The following is a 23,160-nucleotide window of genomic DNA, read 5'->3' as shown; positions in this document are numbered from 1 at the left end:
CCCCCTTTGCACGAGCGAGGCGACGACTTGCTCTTGCTGGCCAATCAAATTCTCACGGACCTTGCGCCTACCGCCGGCCGGCGCATCGAGGGATTCTCCCCGGACGCATCTCGATGCTATCCAGAGCTATTCCTGGCCCGGGAACGTCCGGGAGCTACGCAACGCGATTGAGCACGCGCTGATGCTGGGCGAGGATCCACGGATCTCGGCCGCTGACCTTTCGCTGTCTGCACCCAAGGATGCGGTGGACGACGATGCGAACATTGTGCGCTTGCCCGCGGCACTCGATTGGCTCGAACGATGGGCGATCGAAGCGGAGCTCCGAGAGACTGGGGGAAATTGAACCAAGGCCGCCGCACTGCTTGGGATCAATCGGAATACCCTGCACAACAAGATGCGATAAGGTAAGGCGTTGCTCAAAAAATGAGCACTGCCCAAAAATTGAGCACTACGTCGGCCACCCCGCGAAAACGCCTCGATTTGAGGTCGGTGCGTTGTCTAACGCGGACAATACGTTGCTAGATTTTTGAGCAAGCCCTTCCGGCGTTGCCACGATAATAGCGGCGAGGAACCAACGCCGACCCCGGCTGTGCACTCTATGGCGCGCCCCTTGCTCTGGCGATTCCGTGGAGCGCCCTCCGGCGGACGTCGCCAATGCCTGCCCTTCCTCCAAGGGGGCGCTCCTTTCCAGTTCAGTGGGGAGCCATGCGCATGTACCAAAATGGATCGGAGACCCTGGCTTGCCGGCCTCGATACGAGGATAGCGTACGACCCATACCGGCTTTCGAAGCACTCGAAGCACTCGCGCTCGACATGCTGGCCGAGGCGAACGCTCTGTTCCTGAACGGTAGGCAGCGCGAAAAACACGCATCCTTTCCGGATGGAGAAGCCAGGTTCGGCGCTCCGCGGAAATCCTGTCTGCGTGGCTTGCCCGTGACGGGACGGTCGCCTCAACTCCACTGTGTCCTCGTTCTACCCACGCGCACGGAGCCACAATGCAAGTGGCATGTGTGACTGCCTGGGTGATTTCGGTCGAAAGCAACGAGGTCGGACTCTCCGCAGGAAAGGAGGGTTGGTCGTCGTATGCAGGTGGAGGTTTCGAAAGCTGGGATCGAATGGCGGGCGGGACTCGGATCGGCCCGAAGGACCTTCCTGACGGCCCGCATCGCCGCGGAGATTCCGAAGTGTGGGAAGAGCGCGGATCTAGCGGTGGGTGCTGGTATGGCCGTTGACGGCCATTTGGCGCGACGTCGCGACAACGGGATCTTATTTGGACTCCAACCTTTCTAAGTCCGCGATATTTGTGAATTGAGTAAGGCATTTACCTAAATGCATTGCGCCTCTTTGACGATCTGGCACAGTCGCACCGGCATCATAGGGTGACAGGGTCTAACCCGTTTGTCCTTCCGTCTTGTCGGACGACAGAGTTGTGAGAGGGAAGAGTAGGTCATGAATCGAGCTCGATGGGAGCGGAGCGTCTTTGCGCCCGCGCTATCTGGGATTCTGAGTGTGCTGCTCGTCTTGGGCGGGCCGTTCGAAGCATTGGCTCGTGCGGCGGCCATGCAGCGAACGGCGTCTCCACCCATCGAAGATGAAGACCCACGGGAGAAAGGTCCTACGCCGGCGCCGAACGTGCATAAGTCAGTTGCTGCGCGTGACGTTGGGGTTCCCGAGACGCCAAGCGGGGCGCATCTCGCCACCGAGGTGCTCCCGGTGCCGCTGCTTCCCACTTACGTCGTGCGAATGTCGCAGGGGCTGAGCGGAGATCCGTGGACACTGTTCGATGGGCGTTCGGACACGGCGATCGAAGCGGCGGCGGGCGCGCCCGTGCGGGTCGAGGTGCAGCTCCAGGAGCCCACGAAGCTGGCGGCGCTCTCCCTGCTCGGACCCGCCGATGGGGCGATCAGCGTCTTTGCTCAGGGCGAAGGTTTCGAGCTCCGTCCTCTAGCAGGCTTGAGCAACGTTCCGGTACGCGCCGCGGCGGGTACCTGGACGCGGATCGCGACCACCGAATCGACGCCGGTGAAACGGCTTGTCATTGAGTGGGCCGGGAAGACGTCACGCGGTCCGGGCGAGATCGGGCTTTGGGGCTTCGCGTCGCCGAGGCGCGGTGTCGCGGACGCCGAGCTCGCAGACCAGATCCTCTCGGGGGTAGCACTCGGAGCCATGGCAGTTCGCGCGACGCCAAACGAGGGCCGTGTCGCGCGTGTGACGCTGGGCACGAGCGCCGCGAACCAGCCCGCCGTGTTCCACGCGATGCTCGACGCCGACCCGCGCTCGCTGACGCGGGCGTTTCTCGTCTACGAGCTCGCGGGTCTCGGTCACTGGACCGAAGCGGTGCGCCAGATCAACGGTGCATCCATCCAGGGAGGCAACCGCGTCGCGGCCACGAACGCTTCGAGTGTCATGGGCGATGGGGGGCTTCAAGTCGAGGAGATCGCCCCGTCTGCGCTCCACCAGGGGGACAACGAGATTCGTTTCTTGCCACTTCCGGGGTTGAACGCGCTCGATTACGGTGTGCGCCACCTCCGTATCGTCGGCGTGCCCCTTGGTCGCGTCGTGGAGAATCCTCCCGGTGCCTCGGAAGGGAAGGAGCGTCGTATAGCGCTCGAATCGCCCTCTCACGTGCACGATCTCGTCTTCGAGCTCGGGAAGCAGACGGACAGGCATCTGCTCGTTCGCGCCGCGGGGATAGGGGCGAAAAGCGCGCCGGTGCGTATCGACTTGAAGGGCCTGGAGGCGGGGTGGCACCGAGTGGATGCCGGGCGGCTCCCGGTGACCAATTCGCTGTCCGTCATGCTTGAGGGCACGAAGGCGCGGGGTGTCCTTCCCGTCGAGGATGACCACCGCGTCGTGTCCGCCGTCGCCGTTACCGTGAGCGCCGTACCCCGCCAAGGTGACGGGGCGCGAATCGCGGTGAGCTATCCGCTTCACGGTGAGTGCGTCGGTCACAAGGCTTACGTGCGCGGGTTCGTCACGGCCAACGCCGGTGACCGCTTGGCTGCGTTTGCGGTCAACGGGCAAAAGGCCGAGTCCCTTGGGGACGATGCGAGCTTTTCGGCTGCGGTTCCAGAGCCCGACTTCTTCGTGGGTCGCTCGTGGGATGTGTCGCTGCAAGCCACCATGGCGAGCGGCAGGGTGCTCCAACGGTCCGTGCGTGTTGGTCCGTGCCTCGATCCGGCAAAGAAGAGCGATGCCAGCCTTGTCGAAGACGATGGGGCGCCGTTCGGTGAAGTCGTGCGCGCCGGAGAAGCGAGGACGATCGCCTTCGGCGGGGCAAAGCTCGATATCCCCGCCGGGGCTGTCGATAAGGACGTCCGCATCACGGTGCGACCGCTTGTGCCGGCGCAGGTTCCTGCCATGTCGCGCGGGATGGCGAACGTCTCGCCCGATGGTCGCGCGTTTCGGTTCGGGCCGCACGGGTTGAAGTTCAAGAAGCCGGTCACGATCACGCTTCCATACGACCGCGCCTCGCTCGGCGAAGCGATGCATGAAAGGCACATTTTTTCGTTCTACTACGATGAGCCGCTCGGCAAATGGCAGCGCATCGGGCGCGTGGGTGGCGCGGAGAACGGTGAACTTTCGGGGCTGACCGAGCACTTCACGGACTTCGTCAACGCCACGTTGGCAATGCCCGACGCGCCTGGCCCGGCCTCCTTTAATCCGAATGAAATGAAGGGAATCTCGGTCGGCAGTCCTTCGGCGGCCATCGAGTTGATTGCCCCGCCGCAAGGCAATTCATCCGGCTCTGCGACGCTTTCCTATCCGGTCGAGGTACCGCCCGGCCGGGGCGGAATCGAGCCGCATCTTGCGTTTACATACAACAGCGCGAAAACGAATGGATGGCTCGGTGCGGGTTGGGACCTCTCCGTATCGAGCATTGAAATCGACACCCGCTTCGGTGCGGCCTCGTATGGGGAAGTCCAGGGCCTAAAGGACACATATGCCATTGATGGAGACGAGCTAACGCCCGTTCTTGGTTCCGAGACACTTTATCGGCGGCGCGTTGAAGGCCGTTTCGAGCGCATCGAACGCCTGGTGGAGGCTCCGTGTGTCACGGGCTGGAAGGTGACCGATAGGGCAGGCACCGTGTTCACGTACGGAAGCGACGCTTCCGCCGTACTCGCCGATCCCAATCAGGCGTGCCACGTGTTCCGATGGGGCCTTCGCGAAGTGAAAGACACCTTCGGCAACGTGATGCGCGTCACGTACGCCAAAGACATCGACGTTACGCGTGATGCCAACGGCAATCCGGCAGGAGACCGTTTCGCGCAGCTCTATCCCGAGCGCATCGACTACACCGCCAACGACGGCGGCGGGCTTGTTGCTCCTTACCGGGTTCTGTTCGTACGCGATGCAGCCGGCTCACGGCCGGACATTATGTCGTCGGGCCGGGGCGGCTTCCTGGAGCGGACGCGCCATCGCCTGGACCACGTCGATGTGCTCTACCAGTCAAAGATTATCCGCCGCTACCAGCTGGCATACGAGGCGTCGTCGCAGGAACACTTTTTCAAGAGTCTCCTTCATTCGATCGAGGTTCGAGGGCTCGACTCCAGGACGCAGCTCGACGAGCACGTTTTCGACTACACGGCGATGCACACCACGGGCGGGCAGATCGACGCTTTCGACACGCCGAAGTCGTGGGGCACGACATCGACCGGCGATCCACTTTCGCACGTGAACGACTGGAACGCGGGCCTCAGTGGTAACGTGGGCATCGGCTTTACGGGGATCTTCAAGGCTACGGTGGGCGGAGGCGCTCACGGTGGCGCCCAAGCCACCCATCGGATGCTCCTCGATTGGAACGGCGATGGCATGCCCGATCTGCTCTCCGATGGGTCAGGCGGAAGCTTCAATTTTCTGCGACCCGGATTATCCACTTCGCAACCGAGTAACTCGCACCTTTACGATCAACCCCTCTTGGGGCTCGAAAGCCTTGGGCGTACGAGCAACCTGGGCTGGAGCGCCAAGGGCAGCATCAAGCTTTTCGAAGCGGTCGGCGGCAGCGCCTCCTATACGCGAACATCGTCGGAGGACGGCACGATCCTCGCCGATGCAAACGGTGATGGCTTCATCGATGTGGTGCGGATCGACGAAGGCGTCGTCAAATATTTCCCCGGTGACGGAGCCGGGCATTTTGGTGCCCCTACGTCCCTATCCGAGCCTGTGCGACCCGTCTCGAGTCGCGGCTCCATCGATGCGTCCTTGCAAAAGCAAGCGGCTACTACGGGCTTTCATCGCGTCGCGCCCCTGGTGCAGTGGCTTGCACCCTTCGATGGGACGGTCCTCTTCACGGGTGCAATCCAAAAGCTTCACGCCGGCGGCAACGGACTCGTAGCGACCGTCTTCCATAACGGAAACCAGGTGTGGTCGCGGTTCATTGCGGCGAACGATCTCAACGCCTGCGTGCCATCCGGCAGCAATGCGTGCGGCGGCGGCATTTCGATCCCGGTAGCGGCCGGTGACCGCATCTACACCGAATTGAACCCCTTCCACGATCCAAGTGGGCCCGATACGCAGCTTGCGCAAGAATCGCAACTCAACGACACGGCATGGAATCCGACGATCACCTATGACGTGGCGGCCGGCGTACGGGAACTGAAACAACCGGATGGCTCGTACATTTACCGTTACGAGTATGCTGCCGATCATCGAGTAGCGGGGCAAACCAAGGTGACCTGGACGGCACCTTTCGACACCCATGCACAGCTCGGCGCGATGTTCGCCAAGGAATCCACCCCGATCGGGGTGCACGCGAGCATTCTCCTGATCGACACGTTCGGTCACGATAAGGAGATTTTTGGCCAGGACTTCGGTGCAGAAGCTGCGCCGGCCCCCGTCCCCATCATCCTCGACGATGCTGATCTCAAGGAAGGAGACCGCATCGCATTTCGCGTGAGCCCAATCAATCCGAATGGTCCCGCGGCAAGCGCCGTATCATTTGATCCGCAGCGTATTCACTGGGCTCCGTATGTTACCCACCGGACGTACTGCAAGGTCGACGCGCAGGATCATCGTGTGTGTGGACCGGTCTCGTGTACGACCCCTGATCCTGGTTCGCCTCAAGTCGTTTGCAAAATGCAGAACGACCCAGATCCGAACGCGACGATCCCGATCGAGCTCATCTCACAGCCGGCACAGGTCTTTTTTCCATACGGCCAAACGTTGCCCAACAAGCCGCTGGAAGCCTACGTGGTCCCCACGACAGGGGATGTGGTCATCGAAGGAACTCTGAAGCTGCCCGCCCCGGGGTTCGCCGCGGTCTTGGTTCAAGGAGTTAATCAGCTCTACTCCAGTACGTTGATTACGGATACTACCAGTATCCTTCACGTCACCGTGCCCGGCGCCCACGCCGGTGACCCTCTCTTCATCAACATCTATGGCGATCCAAGCCTCGCCAACGGCGTGTTCGGCAACGTCACCGCCAATGGATCCGCGATGCCGGTCAACACCCGCTGGTACGACGGCACGCAAGAGTTGCCCGATCCTATTACGGGCCTTCCCGCGCATCCGATGGGCGGTGGGTACCATCGATGGTACACGGGGTTCTACAACGGCGATCTTCCCTTCGACGAGTTCAAGATCACGTTCCCCTACAACAACAAAGGGGAGTTGCGGCAGGTGCCCCCAAGTTTTGATCTGCCCATCCCGAATCGCATCGATACGAGCTCCGGGGTGCCCACCTTCGCGTGGGATGGTCCTGGTAGCGCGTACATCGCAGCAGGCGTGCAGAACCCCACGCGGGCCGGTTCCGTTGGGGCCGTCAATGGCATTGGTGGTGTGGGTTCCTTAAGAGCGGCAACGACCTGGGACCTTCGCCTGGAAGCCGACTTTGGCTTCGGTGGCATCGCCTTCAACGAAGGAGCCACATCGAGCGATCACGACTTCTTCGATTTCAACGGCGACCACTATGCGGACGCCGTGTCCCACGGTGGTCTGGTCCAGCTCAGTAATGGCAGGACGTTCTTCGCCACCGTCCCCGTTCCGCAGCTTCCCAGCCTCGATTCTCTCCATCAGAGCCGGCACGCCGCCATCAGCGCTCATGCGGGACTCGATGTGCAGCTGGTTAATTCCACATCCAGCGACGGAAAGTCGAAGAAGCGGTTCATGGCCGGCTTCAGCAAAGGAGTCGACTACGGCTACACGAGTGGCCTCGTTGATTGGGTGGACGTCAACTCGGACGGTTTACCTGACGCGGTCACGCGAAATCCAGATGCCTCGGACTCGAACCAATTCCGAGTCCGCCTCAATTACGGCTATCGCCTCGGCAATGAGATCCCGTGGACGACGGGACAATGGCAGCAACGCGATGTCGGCCCCAGTGGCGGAGGTTTCGAGGGGGCCGGCCATAGCATCACCAAGTCCGCGGTCGACTTCTTGGTCGACAAGTTCAGCATCGACATCGGTGTTGATTCGGTTCGTCTGCAAGACAGTGGTTCGAAGAGCACAGGCATCGGTGTTGGTGGCGGTGGAGGGAGCGCTGGCATCGGAGGCGGGGCCGGCTGGACGTACAACGTCACCCGAACTTTGGTCGACTTGGTGGACGTGACGGGCGACGGTTTGCCCGACCAAATCATGCGCAAGCCGGGCGAAACCGGCGTGCTGCGCGTTCATCAGAATCTCGGAGACAAATTCGACCCGAACGAGGTCCTTTGGAAGGTGCCCGATTGGGGCATCCCCATGGACGGGGATTACAACTTCCTCGGGGGGCTCGACGACGCGCTCGAAATGCGTCGCGCGAAAACCTACTCGTACAACTTCAAGGTCGAAGTCTGCTTCTTCATCTGCATCGGGGTGGAAGGCTACTACGCGGACGGCTCGAGCTCCGCTCACACGGCCATGACGGACATCGACGGCGATGGCCGCGTGGACATGGTCTACAAGAACGGAAACAATGTTCTGGTCAAAAGGAATCTCATCGGTGCGGTGAACCTGCTTTCGGCCGTGCATCGCCCCCTCGGCAGCAACATCGCGCTGGAGTACGAGCGAGAAGGCAACCTCGTGCTCCTCAATCGGCCGAACGGGTTGCCGAAGATCGACGAGCCCACGAACAAGTATGTGCTGACCAAGGTCGACGTCGACGACGGGCGGGGTAACCACTACGCGCGGACGATCCACTACGAGCCGAGCGGCATCTATGACCGGATCGAGCGCGATGACTTCGGCTTCGCCAACGTGAGCACCACCCTGGAAGACGGCAGCGTCGATGAAATCGAATATCTCAATCGCGATTTCTACCGCAAAGGATTCGTGGTCCGAGCGTCCACGCGTGACAGCTCGGGGGCGCTCTACACCTCGAACCAGTTCGTCTACGACGACCCCGCGAATGTCAGCGCACCGCCGCGCGAAGGCTCCTTCTTCCCGAAGGAACTTTCACGCATCTCTTATTGGTACGAAGGCACCACGAGCGATCTTTCCCAGCCTCGTAAAGCAGCCTCCGAAGAGCGCGTGTGGGACGATAACGGCAACGTCACGGACCTGAAGGTCTTTGCCGAAGATGGGCCGGAGGACGATGTCCTTTATCACGTCGATTACGATCCGGCGCTGGCCGCGCAAGGCATTTTCCGTTCGAGCGCAGTGACGGCGAAAGACCACAGCGGCAGCATCTTGCGCAATCGGCAAGCGAGTTACTACGCGACGGGTGCGCTCAAAACGCTGACCAACGTGGTCATCGGTGGAAAGGATCCCGCGACGGGAAGCCCCTACACCGGGGATCCAGCAACCAATCCAACGTGGCAGTTCCGCTACGATCCTTACGGAAACCTGCAAGAGACGACGGATCCGCGCGGCTACAAGCTCACCTACGCCTACGACGACGTCGCGCGGACGTACCGCACGAGCATCTTGGATTCGTTCGGTTACATCTCATCGTCGGTGCCGAACTACTACTTCGGCACGGTCGAGTGGACCAACGACGTCAACAAGCAGTCGAACCACTTCGTTTTTGACGATTTTGGTCGTCTCTCCGCGGTTTATGGGCCGAACGACATCGGCTCGAACGAGCCGACGATCTCCTTTGGCTATAGCTACCAAGGCAACGCAAGTGCATTGCCGGCATACGCCATCACCGCGCACAAGGACGTACTCCATCCGGGCGATCCGCTCGTTACGGCGACGTTCATTGACGGCCTCGATCGTGTCATTCAGACCAAGAAGGACATCGAAAAGGACACTGGCGCCGGTACCGCGGTCGGCATGATTGTCAGCGGGGCGCTCCAATTCGATGCGCGCGGCCGGGTGGTGCAGCAAGGACAACCCATTTTCGATACGAGCGACGCAGCCAATTTCGTGCTCGCTCCAATGAAGAACCCTACGTTGTTCACCTACGACGTGCTCGGGCGCACGCGTTCGACGCAAACACCGGATGGCGCGCTGAGCACGACGACCTACGGCTTTGGAACGCTCGACGGTGTCACGCGCCTCACGACCACGGTGCGCGATCCGAATGTCAACGCTGCCGGTGGGCTCCCCGGCTCGGCCATGACGACCTATCGCGATGTGCGAGGACTCGTGCTCGCCGTGGAAGAGTCCAACCGGCTTGCGGGCGGTGCACCGACACCGCTGGTCACGCGCTACGCCTACAACCCCGTCGAAGAGCTGGTGCGGGTGACCGATGCGAAGGGCAATGTCACCACGGCCGATTACGACACGGTCGGCCGCATGGTGTCGCTCACGAGTCCGGACTCAGGCCGAACGGATTTGAGCTTCGATCTATCGGGCAACCTCGGCAGCAAGCAGACGGCCAAGCTTCGCGGAACTCACGAGGGCATCCGCTACCACTACGACTTCAATCGTTTGAAGAAGATTGAATACCCGTACATGCCGGCGGTGACGTACGCCTACGGCGACGCTTCGCAGTCGGGAGACCAGGCAGGCAATCTCGCCGGACGCGTTACGGTCGAAACCAGCGAAGCAGGCGCCAAGACCTACCGCTACGACCGGCTCGGAAACGTCATCGAGCAGCGCTGGGTCCTCAATCCGCTGCAGTCCATCCCGCCGACCGAGACGTACGACCGCACGATGTCGTGGGCCTACGATTCCTTCGGCCGTGTGCTCTCGATGCAGTTCCCCGGTGAAGAAATCGAGACCGTCACCTACGGCTACGACCGCGGTGGAAACGTGACAAGCGCCGTCGGCACCATGCCGTCGAGTGGCCCGAGCGGGGGGACCATCACCACGCCGTATTTGAACTTCATCGGCTACGACGAATTCGAGCAGCGCACGCGCCTCGTCTCGGGCAACGGTATCACCACGAAGTACGGCTACGACCCGCTCACGCGTCGCTTGACCGAGGTCAACGCCGATTACCGCGATCCGTACCTCGTCTTCCACGAGCTTCCGCCGCGGCCGATGCAGCGCCTTCGCTACAGCTACGATCCCGTCGGCAACGTTACGCAAATGCGCAACGATGCACCGTTCGATCCCGATCGAGCGATGACGGTCGCGGTGGGCACTGTCGCGCAGAACTTCACATACGACGACCTTTACCAACTCAAGACGGCCAACGGCGTGCACCAGGAGGACGATCCCTGGCGGACGACGTACGGGCTCGCGTTCAACTACGATGGCATCGGCAACATTGTCCAAAAGGCCCAGCGGGTCGAACACGAGACGTTCTTCCGGGGCGAGTGGCAGAAAGACTACCCGCTCACCGATGTGACCTACACCGCCGATTACACGTACGGCGGGACGCGCCCGCATGCGCCGACGCGGATCGTTGACACGCTCGCCGGGCCCGGCGAAGGGCACGACACGAAAACACGGCTCATCGAGTACGACCTCGACGGCAACCAAGCGGAAACGGCGTACGGCGATCCCGACGTGAGACGAACGCTCGAGTGGGATGAGGAAGATCGCGTCAAACACGTCGTCGAACGCAACAACATGCAGCTTGCTCGCGCCCTCTACGACGGTGCCGGCGAGCGCGCCGTGAATCTGCAATGGCTCGAAGAGGAGACCGCCTACTTCGGCCCGAACCTCACGTTGCGTGATGGGAAGGTACCCACGAAGCATATCTTCGCCGGGCCGTCCCGCATCGCAAGCAAGACCGGCGAGGGCCCCGAATGGGTGCATCCATCGACGACGGTCTATCTGCACGATGATCGTCTTGGAAGCACCAACTACGTCACCAGCTCCGAGCAGGAGATCGTCGCGCACCAAGAGTACTTCCCTACGGGCGAGCTCTGGGTCGACGAAAGCAATCCGACCGTGAAGGTCGGACCGAAGTACCTCTTCACGGGCAAGGAGCTCGATGCTGCAACGGGTCTCTACTACTTCGGGGCCCGCTACTACGACCCGCGGATCAGCCAATGGAATTCGCCGGACCCGATTCTTCGGAAGTACCTCACCGGCGGTGGCCCCAACGGTGGTGTGTATTCGCCGCTGAATCTCGGACTCTATACGTACACGTTCAACAACCCGGTCGGGCTGGTTGACCCGACCGGTCACGCTCCCGGTGACCCGTGGTACGTCCGTACGGGCAAAGGTTTGCTCGGCGTTGGGATTGGGGTTGTACAGGGCGTGGTGCCGTTCGCCGCGGCCGCCTCTCAGCCGCATCCGGATGCGGATTTCGAGTTTGGTCGCGGCCTGGGTCTCATTTCGGGCGGCCTCTACACCAGCGTACAGGGCGGTAGTGCTGGCTTGACCGGCGCTGCATGCACCGTGGTGACCGACGGAGCTTGCGCCCCGGTAGGGGTGCCGCTGGCTGCCGTCGGGAGTACGGTGGCGGCGGGGGGCGTGTACAACATGGCCCAAGGCGTCAAGGCCGTTCAAGGCGCCATCAAGAAGGCCGAGCAAGCCAAACCGGAGGAGCCTTCACGGACCCAAGCGCCTCCTGCGGCCAAGAGCCCGCAGCAAGAAATCGCCAAGGGCGACTATCGAGGCCGATACAACCAGTCCTTGAGCCAAAAAGGTAAACAGGAGCTACCATCCGAATGGGATGCCCACCATCGGATTCCGCAGGATTATCGAGAGCATCCGGATTTCAAAGGGTTCGACTTCGATGCGCCGGAAAACATCCAGGGAGTCTCAAGCAGCCGAAATGCCGGGTTCAATGTGCACAACGACATTACTCAGGAGTGGGCCGAGTTCCAGAATGGCTTCGACGCCCGCGGGCAGACACCTTCGCGACAGCAAATCGAAAATTTCGCCAACCACATAGACGACAAGTACGGCCATACTTTTTGGGAACCAGTAAAGTAAGTAGGCAAACGATGTTCTTTATGCTCAACGCAGCGATAGCCACGGATGACGGTAGCGCATGGAGCTACGAACCTGACGGAAAGGGCCGCTATCAACGTGTTCAAAACGGCCCGCTAAGCGTCTGTCTGCTGGAGGACGGCTATCGAGTCGTTGACGTTGGCGGTGAGGTCCTCGTTGATGAGGAGCTCGCGCTGGAAATCGAGAGGTTGGTGCCGGAGTCCAAGCAAGCCCGCCGGGTAGCTCATGTTCGAGGACCACAACCGGAGATGGCGGTGCGACCATCGATGCTTCAATTGCTTGGCATCGAAGAGATCCCGTTGTCACCGATGTCCATCGTTCCTAACGAAGAAGGGACGATACGATTGAAACGGCCATTTGTTCTCGATGCGGCGTATCGAGTAAAAGAGCCTAATATATGTAAAATAAAGAATAATCGTGTCACAATTTTTTCAGCAGCAATCAAGGATTTGCTTGCTCTCAGAGAGCCGAAACTTTGGTTTGAAGCCGTATGTTACGAAGGGGAAGATCCTCCGAAAGACCTGCCTGTGAAGCCAGTTTCTCGAATACCCACGAGGGAGGAATTGTTCGGTGGCTCGAAGCGATGAGGGTATCCGCTGCTTCCACCAAATAGCGTGGAGATCGAAGATGCTCTTCAGAATCGATGACGGACAGTGGGCTGAAGATGATGGGAGTGCCTGGCACTACGGTCCCGACAATACCCCTACGCAAAAAGGGCCGTTGAGCGTTACGCTCCTCAGAGATGGTCCCAGAGTAGTGCTCGTCGGCGGCGATATCCTCGTTGGTGAAGAAGTAGCGCTCGAGCTCGAAAAAGTACTGCCCGAATCCAAGCAGGCTAGGCGTGTTGCCCACGTAAGAGGGCCTCAACCCGCGATGGAACCTCGACCGCCCATGCTCCAGCTGCTCGGCCTGGACGAAGTCCGATTGTCGCAAGAATCGATACGTTACGATCAACAAGGTCGTCCAAGCTTTAAGCGACCTTACATTTTGGACCCATCTTACAAAGTAAGAGAGCCCAATATCTGCAAGATTAGAAACAATGGAGTTACCGTTGTTTCCGACGAGATAAAAGATTTGCTCCTGCAATTTGAGCCGAAACTATGGTTCGAAGCTGTCTGCTACGAAGGCGAAGAAGCTCCGGATCTCCCCAAGCCACCACCGTTTCGGATCCCCACCATGGATGAATTGTTAGGTGGTTCGAAGCGATGAGGGTATCCGCTGCTTCCATTAAGAGGTGCTGTATGCTCCGAAGAAGAACGGTACCGATGCGACGGCCGTTGCGCCGGGACGTCGCGCGTAGCCTCCTAGGCTTCGTGATTGTGACCACGTTCGCGTGTGGAGGCTCCGATCCTGTTCCGGAGACGTCGGGGCTTCCTGAGGGTGCGAAGGTTTCGTCGCTGTCGGACGACGACGTCTATACGTTCTGTCAGTGGAGCGAAGCCTACTTAGGGGGCAGCGGCCGTTCGCTCTCGTGTGGCGTAACCACGATGTCGCGAGATCGGTGCATCGGTGCGCTCGGCAGCCGGACGGATAGTCGCTGTCAGGCGACGGTGGGCGTGATCGAATCGTGCATGCGTGCAATGCGCATCGAAGGATGCGCGCTACGGGAAGCGCCGTGCCAGGGCTTTCGCTCGTGTGCGAACGTGACCTGGTGAATCTCGGCAGCATCGGGGTCACAGTGTTCTCGACAGCAATCAAGGATTTACTTGCTCTCAGGGAGAGAGAACCTTGGTTTGAAGCTGTATATTGCGAAGGAGAGGTTCCTCCGAAGAACCTGCCGGTGAAACCGGCATTCTCGAATGCCTTCGAGGAAAGAGTTGTTCGGCGCCTCAGGGGTTCCCCGCTGCTTCCTTTGAAAAAGGTGCTGCATGCTCCGAAGAAGGACGGTGTCGATGCGACATCGCAGGCCGAAAGGTCGACGCGATCGGCGCTCGCTCCACATTCCCGAAGAACGAGTCGAAATTCTGGACGTACCCTCGAAGGCAACGCCGAGCGAATCGGTTTCGAGGAGAGTTGTCGGCTTGGTTTCCGTCGCGCGACCCCCGTGCGTATCGTCGTCGCGCGTTTTCGCGCGTCACGGCGACCAAACCCAAGGAGCTTTTCGAGCGCGCGACGTTGTCGCCCACCGTCGCCGACCACAGCTGGTTACTGGGCTGCAGCCTAATCCGCGATTGCGACGACGCGGCGGCTCGTGTCGGCTCGCTCGAGTGCGCGGAGCATGAAGTGGGCGACGTCGGCGCGGGAGATGTGGAGGCCTCGGGGCAGATTTTGCTCGAATGCCACGCGGTAGCTGCCGGTGAGAGGCTTGTCGGTCAGCTGCGGTGGCCGGACCACCGTCCAATCGAGGGAGCTTTCGCGAACGATGTCTTCCATCTGCGCGAGGTCCACATAGTACTTGCGCAGTAGGGTCTTTAGAATCGGATAGACGACGTGGCGCAGAAAGGCGCCATCGCCGGGATCGAACTTTGGCGGATTGGGGCGGGCGGGGGAAGGCACGGTCCCGACCGGGGCGGCGCTGATGACGACGAGGCGCCGCGCGGACGTTGCTTGCATGGCGTTCACGATGGCTTGGGTGCCGCGCCATGCGATACCGGCCTCGGATGATGATCGTGGACCGAGGCCGGAGAGCACCGCGTCCGCACCATCGACGGCGGACTCGAGCGCGCCGCGATCCGGAGCTGCCAGATCGGCGGTGACGACGCGCACTTCTTTTCGAGAGATCTTGCTCGGGTTTCGGACGACAGCGGTCACTTCGTGGCCTGCGTCGAGCGCCTGCGTGAGGAGCTGACCACCAACACCACCCGTTGCCGCGAAGATTGTGAGTTTCATCTCTTGGTCGCTCGACGTTGGAGTCGCATCTTGCCGGACATCGTTTTCGTTCTCCATTCAAAAAAGGGCCACGGTCCTCGACAGACTGGGGCGCGTCGGCCAATTCTTTCCCATGACGATGCGAAAGTCCGCCGCCGTGCTCGTGCTCGCTGCGACGATCTCCGCGAGTCCGTCGCTCGAAGCCGTCGAAGAATGCGACGCACCACCCCCGATCCTCATCGACACGGACATTTGCGCCGCGGTCGATGACGTGGCGGCGCTGGCCATGGCCAACGTGATGCACAGCCGCGGCGAGGCGAGGCTGCTCGGTGTCCTTGTGAACACGCGGGGCGATGCGGGGGCGGCCGCCGTCGACGTGGTGAATACCTATTATGGTCATCCCGATATTCCCATTGGCGCATTGCAGCCGACGGATGCATCGATTTGCGAACAGTATGCGCACGACTATGTCGGGCGCCTCGTCGAGCGCTTCCCGCACGATCTCGCGGGCGGCTCCGCGGCCCCGAATGCCGTTCGCTTGTATCGCAAATTGCTCGCGGCGGAAAAAGACCGCAGCGTGGTGATTCTGTCGCTGGGCGCGGCGACGAACTTATCCGCGCTGCTCGACTCGGGGCCGGACGAATACAGTGCGTTATCGGGGGCGGCGCTGGTTCGTGCCAAGGTCGCGCGGATGGTGATGATGGGCGGGCAGTATCCGCGCATCGATGCACCCGAGTTCAACTTCGCACTCGACCCTCCGGGCACGCGCCGCGTGATGCGCGATTGGCCGACGCCCATCGTCTTCAGCGGCGGCGAGTCCTCCGTGAAGGTCGGAAAGCGCGCATCGACGCAGGCGCCCGCGGACAGCCCGGTGCGTGCAGCCTTCGAGATTGGCTTCGGCGCCGGCATCGACAACGACGTCTGGGACGTGCTGCCCGTGCTCTACGCGGTGCGGGGCAGCCGACACTTCACCGCGGTGCGATGCGGTTTCAATCGAATTTCCGACGATGGCTCGAACCAGTGTGTTCTTGCATCGAGTGCGAATCAGCACTACCTGCGGTTCTCGGATCCGTCGGGTCGGGTGACCGCGTCCATCGAAGACATGCTTGTCGACGCCCCGTAGAACTTGCATCGATAGTCCACGTGACGAACTTCATGCGAAACTCGGCGCATATCCCGGATTCATTCGCTCCTTGCGCAGCGCAATGACGACTGGACGATGCCATGACCTTCTGCGAAGATTTCGATTGTTCCTTCGCATATCCGAGTGAGCACGAGGCCAGAGTCCCTTGCAGTGACGAATTGGAGGGCTGATTCAACGATGCGTTCGATATGCGTTGCGCGATATTGGAAGAAAGATATCGTATTTCGTGGCGGTATTTCAATTGTGTTGACGGGCGCCAGGCGTACTCTCGCATGATATTCATCGCAGCGATGCTCGTCGCCCCCTCGGCGTCGGGTGGCGGGTGATCGACCTGCCAAATAGCCAGCCCGCGGGTAGCCCCGCGACTCCGATCGTAGCCGTCGATAAACGACGCGCGCGACGCGATGTTGGTTTGTGCGTCGGCAGCGGAGACAAAACAAAGCAAACCTAATAAACGACGCGGGACGCTACTCATGCAGTCCGGATGCGGAAAGCTCGGGTCCCTTCGATACTCAACAGCGATATTACCGGGACTGGTTTTCAACGAGCCGTGCACCGTCACAGCCGAACTCGGCGGAAAGCGGGGAGAGGGAGCACGCCGTTGCCAGCATCGCGCTTGCTAGGCTACACGCCGATCCGACGCCGTCCGTGTCGGTTCGTGGGCGTCCGAGTCGCCGCACGGCTGGGGACGAGAGAGAGTCGGCCGCTTCTTGGCGACGAGGAGAACGTTGTAGGCGTAGGCCTCGCCGAAGTCCTTCGAGTGGTCCCAGTTGGTAACCCTCACGAGGGCGCGGTAGACGGGGTGGTCGTAGCGATTGAGCCGGGCGAATGGAAAGGTCAGGATGTCGCAGATCGGCGCGAGCAGGCTGGCGCGCCATCGCACCGTGGTGATTTCGAAGTACGGCTCGAAGAGGGCATGCAGCTCATCCAGGGTGAAATGATGGTGCCAAACGATGCCGTGCTTTTGGCCTTCGTATCCCCGGTCGCGTCCAGGACCACCGAGGCGCGACGAGACGAAGCCGTAGAGGCTTTTGAATCGGAAGCGCAGGTTCGCGGGATCCAGTGGAGCAAACATGCCGGCCGCGGGAACGGTGAAAATGAGGGTGCCGTCGTCGCGCAGCACACGATGGATCTCGCGCAAGGCCGAGGGGCGCAACTCGCTGGGGAGGTGCTCCAGCACCTCCGTGCAGATGGCCACGTCCGCGGCGTTCGCGTCGAAGGGTAATTCGTCCGCCGACCCGTGCGCGAGTGCGCAATCTTCGTCGCCCGCGAACCGCTGGCGTGCTGCATCCACGGCATACCTATTGATGTCGATGCCGTATAGGCGCTTGACGCCAAGAGCTCGAGCGGCGACGAGCGATTCGCCTACGTTGCACCCAATGTCGATCACCGCATTCGACTTTGGCGGAACGAAATGCATGGGATGCCAATTCGGAAAAGAACGGTTCATGATATCGGCTCCGGACAAAAGGCCGCCGTTCCGCCTCGGTCATTTCACCCGCGGGCGTGCGGTCAGGCTCGAGCAGGCGCACCTTTCTCGAAGCGCCTTTGCATGGAATTGGCACCCGTCGCCGGAATCCGTCAGTGAGAACGACTAAAAAGGTGAGATTGTGAAATTATCGATCCGAACGTCGCTCGAGGTGCCCGGATCGGGCAACGCGTTGCCCAGGTAGAAAACGCCGCGCTCGAAGTTGGAGCGAGGAACGGGTTGGGCGTTGGTGATGCGTGGGGTGCCGTCGACGAAGACGTCAATGTGGCCGGCGTCGCCGAAGATGACGTCGACGCGGACGTGGTGGAAGACGTCCTTGGCATCGCCGAGGTCGCGTTGGGCCCAGCATGACGATCGCGCGCAGATGGAAAACTCCATCCCGCTTTGTACGTGTTTGATCTCGATGGACTCGTCGCTTTGGTCGAAGCTGTGGGACCAGATGGTGCGCGGCACCGGTGGGGCGGTCACCAGGAGCACGTCGAAATCGACCCGCATGCGGTCGATCTTGGGCAGCGTCTTCTGCAAATGGCAGATGCGGTCGTTGCCGCACTGAAGGCGCACGGAGTTCGGCGACGAGACGGACTTCGTGGGGTCGATCGAGATGGCCGACCCGGGCGGGGGTGGCGCATCGTCCCACTTTACATAAGGTTGCGCGCCGTCGAAGTCGTCGCAGAAAATGGACGCGCTGCAGCCGATCGCACCATCCGCGCCGTTTGCGCCGTCGATCCCCGCATCGGCGCCGGCGTCACGACCGAACTCGGCGGAAAACTGGGAGAGCGAGCATGCCGTCGCCAGCATCGCGCTTGCCAGACTGAAACCCGCGAAGCGACGCATACGCCCTGACTTTAACACGGTTCCTCGCGGCGTCCGCTTCGGGTGGCTTGACCTACGTGTGGGGCAAGCTAGATCCACAGGTCGTGGCTCACGTCGGGAAAGCGAGCTGCCTCAATTCGGAGGAGCGTATCGCTCGCGCGCTGGAACGCTTTCGGGAGGTTCTCTATGCGCGGGAGCTTCGCATGACGTCCGTGCGCGAGGCGATCGTGCGGGCCGCCCTGGAATACGACGGGCACTTTCACGTGCAGGAGCTCGCGCGTGTGCTGCAGGCGCGCGGTCTGCGCGATGCCGCCGTGGCCACCGTCTATCGGGCGATGCCGTTGCTGGTGGAAGCCGGCATCGTGCAGCCGGCGCTCGTGTCCGCCGGTGACGAACAGCGCTACGAGGCCGCCTTCGAGCGGCCGCACCATGACCATTTGGTGTGCACGCAATGCGGAGGGGTCGTCGAGTTCCATGACGAGGTGCTCGAGACGCTTCAACGCGTGATCGCCGAGAGGTACGGCTACGAGCTGACCGGTCACGTTCACGAGCTTCTCGGCTGTTGTCCGAAGTGCCGCAAAAAGAAGCGCTGAAAACAACGAGGGTGCATCCTCGTCCGGAGTGTGCTCGAACGCGTGCTTGAACGCGAATGAGAACCAAACGGCGCCTTGCGCTCGTCCTGCACCTGCTCGTCGCACTCGACGCATCCCATGCTGCGGCCCAAACCGCGTCTTCGTCCGACGAATCGAAAACGCCGAAGGCGCCAAACGACGCGAGCGCGAAGGACAAGAAAGAGCCCGCGGAAGTCACCGTGCGCGGAAAGGGCAGCCCCGCCCAACGCCTCGTGCGCTCGGCCGAGTCGGTCACCGTGGTCGATCTGCGTCGCGCCAAGGAGCAGACCGTGGACATGGGGGAGGTGCTCGCGCGCACGCAGGGCATCTCGGTGGCCCGCGATGGAGGCTTGGGAAGCAGCACGCGCTTTTCGTTGAATGGCCTCTCGGACGAGCAGATTCGCTTCTTTCTCGATGGCGTTCCGCTCGCCTCGGCGGGGTTTCCCTTCGGGATTGCCAACGTTCCCGTGAACCTGATCGAGCGCGTCGAAGTGTACCGCGGCGTCGTTCCTCTTCGCTTCGGGGCCGATGCCTTGGGTGGCGCCGTGAACCTGGTGAGCCTCGATTCGAACTACGCGCCGCGCCTCTCGGCGAGCTACCAAACCGGTTCGAACGGCATCTACCGGCTCTCGGTCGATGGTCGCACGCGCGATATCGACTCGGGGTTCGTCTTCAGCGCCACCGCCTTTCTCGACCGCGCGAAGAACAACTACGACGTCGACGTCAACGCGACCAACGCAGCGGCACACCTGGAGCCGGTCACCGTTCCACGCTTTCACGACGGCTATTGGGCGCTGGGCGGCGCCGTCGAGGCGGGCGTCGTCGATCGCCCGTGGGCACGCCGCCTCACTGCGCGCGTCTTCGCGACGGGCTTCGACAAGGACATCCAGAGCAACCTGATCATGACCCTGCCTTACGGCGACGTCACGCGCAAGGAGCGCGTGTATGGCGGCACGGTGCGCTACGAGCAGCCCCTCGCGAAGAACCTCGAGCTCGAGACCCTGGCGAACTACTCGCGGCGGTTCATGCATTTCACCGACGTGGGAGCCTTCACTTACGACTGGTACGGCCGCCGTGTCGGACCACGGCTGAGACCCGGCGAGGTGGAGGGCAAGCCGCGCGATCAGGTCTTCTGGCAGGACGCCGTCTTCGCCCGCGCGCTGGTGACGTGGACCTTGGCCAAAGACCATGTGCTGCGCTTCGCCGCGACGCCCTCCTATACGGTGCGCACCGGCGACGAGCGCGCGGACACTCCGCTCCAAGACGTCGGCGGCGCAGGCCGGCTCTTCACCCTGAACAGCGGCGTCGAGTACGAAATGAACCTGCTCGAAGGCCGCCTTCAGAACATCTTCTTCGTAAAGGACTACGTCTATCGCGCGTCGTCCAACGACGAATTCGGCCGGAGCTTCGACGTCAACGAACACCGCTTCGGCATCGGCAACGCGATCCGCTACCGCGTGAACGATTGGCTCTACGCCAAGGCCTCGTACGAGCGGGCCACGCGCCTACCCAGCCCCGACGAGACCTTCGGCGACGGCGCGCTCATCAAGGCAAACCCGCAGCTCGAGCCGGAGGAGAGCCACAACATCAACGTTGGCCCGCACATCGAGGTACGCCGCAAGCGCATCGGCGACATCACCTTGGACGTGAACGGCTTCTTTCGCGACACCGACAACCTGATCAACGTGTTCCCGGCGACGATTCAAACCACGTACCAAAACATCTTCGCGGCGCGCGCGATCGGCGTCGAAGCCGGCGGTGCGTGGACGGCTCCCGGCAGGTTCGTCACCCTCGACGGATCCGTCACGTACAACGACTTTCGCAACACGGCCACCGAAGGCCCGTTCGCTCCGGAGAACGGGGATCGCGTGGTCGCCCGGCCGTATTTCTTCGGCAGTTGGGGCGCGCGCTTCCGTTTTCGCGGGCTTCCCGGCCCCAACGATTCCGTCGAGCCGTACTACGTCGGTCGCTACGTGCACTCCTTCTTTCGCGCGTGGGAAAGCCAGGGCGCCACCGGATTCAAAGACGTCGTGGACGCGCAGGTCACGCACGCCGCCGGAGTCACATGGGCTGTCTTTGCAGGGGACACCCGTGTCGCGAGCACCTTCGAAGTCGACAACCTGACCGATGCGCGTGTGTTCGACATCTTCGGGGCGCAGCGTCCGGGACGCCAATTCTTCGTCAAAATCGCAGCTGACGTGCGCTGACCACATGGTCTGCACCTTACAGACGGTCAACCCAACCGAAAAGAAGTTGAGAATCATTATCAAGAGGGTCTAAAAGACATTTCCACAGCCAGATAAGTGTGGAGGTCTGCCATGAGCTGGGGTGACGACGACACGACGTTCGACGTCGTGATGAACGACGAAGAGCAATACTCGATTTGGCCGAGCTACAAGCCGATTCCCGCGGGCTGGAAGGCCGTCGGGAAGCAGGGAAAAAAGGCCGAATGCCTCGCGTACATCGATGTGACTTGGACGGACATGCGCCCTCTGAGCCTTCGCAAAGCGCTGGCCCAAGAGGAAGCCGAACGTCAGAGCAGGATGTCCTGACGTGGGCTCCGCCGATCCGCAGAGTCCGAAGAGGACGTTCGCGTTCGACGACTGGGATGGCCATGCGCGCGGCGCCACCGAGGGCATCCGTCAATTCGCCGCGCACGAGGCGCTGCGCAGCGCGATGGTCGAAGAGCTGGAGCTCGACGACGAGTTTCACCGCCGCGCTGCTCGGCCCGAGGATCTCTCGTTCATCAAGTTTTCGCGGCCCGTCACGCCCGACACGGTGACGCAGCTTCCGTTTCTCGCCTCGCAGCGCATCCTGCTTTCCATCCACGAATTGGGCATCGCCGGGCTGCCCCGCGATGGCTCGGCCGAGAGCTTCGATCGCGTCGCGCGCTTCTACGACGAAGAGCACCGGATGCTCGGCGCGCAGATTTTGCCCTTCTTGGAGGCGTTCTCCTTCGATTTCCTCGAGCGCGAGGCCCCTTCCAGCACGGGCGTGGCACGCAAGGACGAGCTTCTGAATCGCCTGCGCGTGCTGGTCCGCACCGAGGCCGCATTCTGGGGTTCGGTGTTCGGGCGCTTCGCCGAAACGGGGTACGTCGAAGAAGGCACGCGTTTCGCGCTGATTCAGACGTGGGCGCTCGCGGCCTCGAAGCGCGCCGCCCTCGCCCGTGCGACCGCCTCGCGCTTCTTCGAGCCGCTCGGCCCGAGCCTCGCACCGCGCTTGGTCACGCATGCGCCGTCCGATGCGAACGTGCGCCGGCTCGCCAACCGCTGCGGTGTCAAACGCCAGCAGCACTCGTATTGGCAATTCTACCTGTCGACGAGCCTCGCCTCGTGCAACTTCCTTCACGCGCTCGCGCGTCGGCCGGATCGCGCGCTTCGCCTCTACGGTGCGGCCTTCGCCGCCGAGGCGGAGTGGGTCGCCTTCGGATGCCTCACGGGAATGGCAGGCGCCAAGCTTGGGCTGGAGGGCGCGAATGACGTGAACGATGATGGAATGACACACTCCCTCGTTGACGACCTGGCGCACCGCTTCGAGCAGACCTTGGACATCGTCGAACGCCGGTGGGGCGCGCGCGGTCTCGATGAGGTCGAGCGAGGTCTCGGCATGGCGGAAGTCCTCGGTACCTCCGTGCGCCGCAACCTCGGTGAGCAGTTCCGCTGGCTCTCGTCGATGGACGTCTACAAGGAGATTGCCCACCGCATCGACGCCCGCATTCGCGCCGAGCGGCCGAACATCGACCGCGAGACCTTCGTGGAGCCGCGCGAGATGTGCTCCACCACGCACGTGCACGACGACCACCGCCTCGTGGTCATCGAGACGGGCAACATGATCTTCTGGGGCAACCTCGGCATGGAGCTGCGGCTAGCTCCGGGGGAGATGGTGCTCGTGCCGATGGGGCGCTTGCACGGCTCGTCCATCGAGTCGGACGAGTGCGTCTACCACCAGCCGATCATTCCCGAAGACTGGGTGCAATCTCTCGTCGCGGACTTGGATCCGCGCGGCGCCGCCATACGGATCTGAGCCGGCGCCTACTTCTTTCGCGTCCATCGCCACGTTGCGGCGAGGAAAAA

General features: G+C 61.9%; 11 protein-coding genes. 8 read left to right on the top strand and 3 right to left on the bottom strand.

Annotated features, from left to right (window positions below; genetic code table 11):
• Positions 1-1,449 precede the first annotated feature (1,449 nt).
• Genes LZC95_46490 through LZC95_46480 form a run of 3 tightly spaced genes read left to right on the top strand, consistent with a single transcriptional unit; the run spans position 1,450 to position 13,428 of the window.
• Complete coding sequence (locus LZC95_46490; GenBank protein ID WXA93892.1) at positions 1,450-12,201, top strand: Rhs family carbohydrate-binding protein; 10,752 nt, start codon at positions 1,450-1,452, stop codon at positions 12,199-12,201.
• 11 nt (positions 12,202-12,212) lie between these two features.
• Complete coding sequence (locus LZC95_46485; GenBank protein WXA93891.1) at positions 12,213-12,806, top strand: hypothetical protein; 594 nt, start codon at positions 12,213-12,215, stop codon at positions 12,804-12,806.
• A 40-nt stretch (positions 12,807-12,846) separates the two neighbouring features.
• Positions 12,847-13,428, top strand: a complete 582-nt coding sequence (locus LZC95_46480; GenBank protein WXA93890.1) for a hypothetical protein — start codon at positions 12,847-12,849, stop codon at positions 13,426-13,428.
• A 951-nt stretch (positions 13,429-14,379) separates the two neighbouring features.
• Here LZC95_46480 and LZC95_46475 read toward each other — a convergent pair.
• A complete protein-coding gene (locus LZC95_46475) occupies positions 14,380-15,048 on the bottom strand; it encodes an NAD(P)H-binding protein (protein WXA93889.1) in 669 nt (222 codons plus the stop codon).
• Between the two features lie 112 nt (positions 15,049-15,160).
• Here LZC95_46475 and LZC95_46470 point away from each other — a divergent pair, with 112 nt between their 5' ends.
• Positions 15,161-16,150 carry a nucleoside hydrolase gene (locus tag LZC95_46470; protein ID WXA93888.1) on the top strand — a complete coding sequence of 330 codons (990 nt, stop codon included), beginning with the start codon at positions 15,161-15,163 and terminating at the stop codon, positions 16,148-16,150.
• Between the two features lie 640 nt (positions 16,151-16,790).
• On the opposite strand, the gene LZC95_46465 is transcribed toward LZC95_46470, so the two are convergent.
• Both LZC95_46465 and LZC95_46460 read right to left on the bottom strand, forming a co-directional pair.
• Complete coding sequence (locus LZC95_46465) at positions 16,791-17,621, bottom strand: class I SAM-dependent methyltransferase (GenBank protein WXA93887.1); 831 nt, start codon at positions 17,619-17,621, stop codon at positions 16,791-16,793.
• Positions 17,622-17,765: 144 nt separating this feature from the next.
• Positions 17,766-18,494 carry a LamG domain-containing protein gene (locus LZC95_46460; GenBank protein WXA93886.1) on the bottom strand — a complete coding sequence of 243 codons (729 nt, stop codon included), beginning with the start codon at positions 18,492-18,494 and terminating at the stop codon, positions 17,766-17,768.
• Between the two features lie 83 nt (positions 18,495-18,577).
• Here LZC95_46460 and LZC95_46455 point away from each other — a divergent pair, with 83 nt between their 5' ends.
• The 4 genes from LZC95_46455 (at position 18,578) to LZC95_46440 (ending at position 23,110) form a co-directional block, all read left to right on the top strand.
• Positions 18,578-19,066 (top strand): transcriptional repressor, encoded by a 489-nt coding sequence (locus tag LZC95_46455; GenBank protein WXA93885.1) that lies wholly within the window; start codon positions 18,578-18,580, stop codon positions 19,064-19,066.
• A gap of 56 nt (positions 19,067-19,122) precedes the next feature.
• Positions 19,123-21,291 (top strand): TonB-dependent receptor, encoded by a 2,169-nt coding sequence (locus tag LZC95_46450; protein WXA93884.1) that lies wholly within the window; start codon positions 19,123-19,125, stop codon positions 21,289-21,291.
• A 111-nt stretch (positions 21,292-21,402) separates the two neighbouring features.
• Entirely contained in the window at positions 21,403-21,636 is a 234-nt protein-coding gene (locus LZC95_46445; protein WXA93883.1) for an MbtH family NRPS accessory protein, read from the top strand.
• A gap of 1 nt (position 21,637) precedes the next feature.
• The gene (locus LZC95_46440) at positions 21,638-23,110 is read left to right on the top strand and encodes a hypothetical protein (GenBank protein ID WXA93882.1); all 1,473 of its coding nucleotides are present in this window, start codon (positions 21,638-21,640) and stop codon (positions 23,108-23,110) included.
• Positions 23,111-23,160: the final 50 nt, after the last annotated feature.

It is taken from the genome of Sorangiineae bacterium MSr12523, assembly GCA_037157775.1.
Lineage (GTDB): Bacteria > Myxococcota_A > Polyangia > Polyangiales > Polyangiaceae > Pendulispora > Pendulispora brunnea.
Note: the sequence above shows the minus strand (reverse complement) of the source record. Positions and strands in the feature narration are given on the sequence as shown.

Excerpts from the sequence above, each read along its gene's own strand:
- LZC95_46460 (WXA93886.1), bottom strand. The coding sequence starts at position 18,494 with ATGCGTCGCTTCGCGGGTTTCAGTCTGGCAAGCGCGATGCTGGCGACG.
- LZC95_46450 (WXA93884.1), top strand. The coding sequence starts at position 19,123 with ATGAGAACCAAACGGCGCCTTGCGCTCGTCCTGCACCTGCTCGTCGCA.
- LZC95_46475 (WXA93889.1), bottom strand. The coding sequence starts at position 15,048 with ATGAAACTCACAATCTTCGCGGCAACGGGTGGTGTTGGTGGTCAGCTC.
- LZC95_46485 (WXA93891.1), top strand. The coding sequence starts at position 12,213 with ATGTTCTTTATGCTCAACGCAGCGATAGCCACGGATGACGGTAGCGCA.
- LZC95_46480 (WXA93890.1), top strand. The coding sequence starts at position 12,847 with ATGCTCTTCAGAATCGATGACGGACAGTGGGCTGAAGATGATGGGAGT.
- LZC95_46465 (WXA93887.1), bottom strand. The coding sequence starts at position 17,621 with ATGAACCGTTCTTTTCCGAATTGGCATCCCATGCATTTCGTTCCGCCA.
- LZC95_46470 (WXA93888.1), top strand. The coding sequence starts at position 15,161 with ATGACGATGCGAAAGTCCGCCGCCGTGCTCGTGCTCGCTGCGACGATC.
- LZC95_46490 (WXA93892.1), top strand. The coding sequence starts at position 1,450 with ATGAATCGAGCTCGATGGGAGCGGAGCGTCTTTGCGCCCGCGCTATCT.
- LZC95_46445 (WXA93883.1), top strand. The coding sequence starts at position 21,403 with ATGAGCTGGGGTGACGACGACACGACGTTCGACGTCGTGATGAACGAC.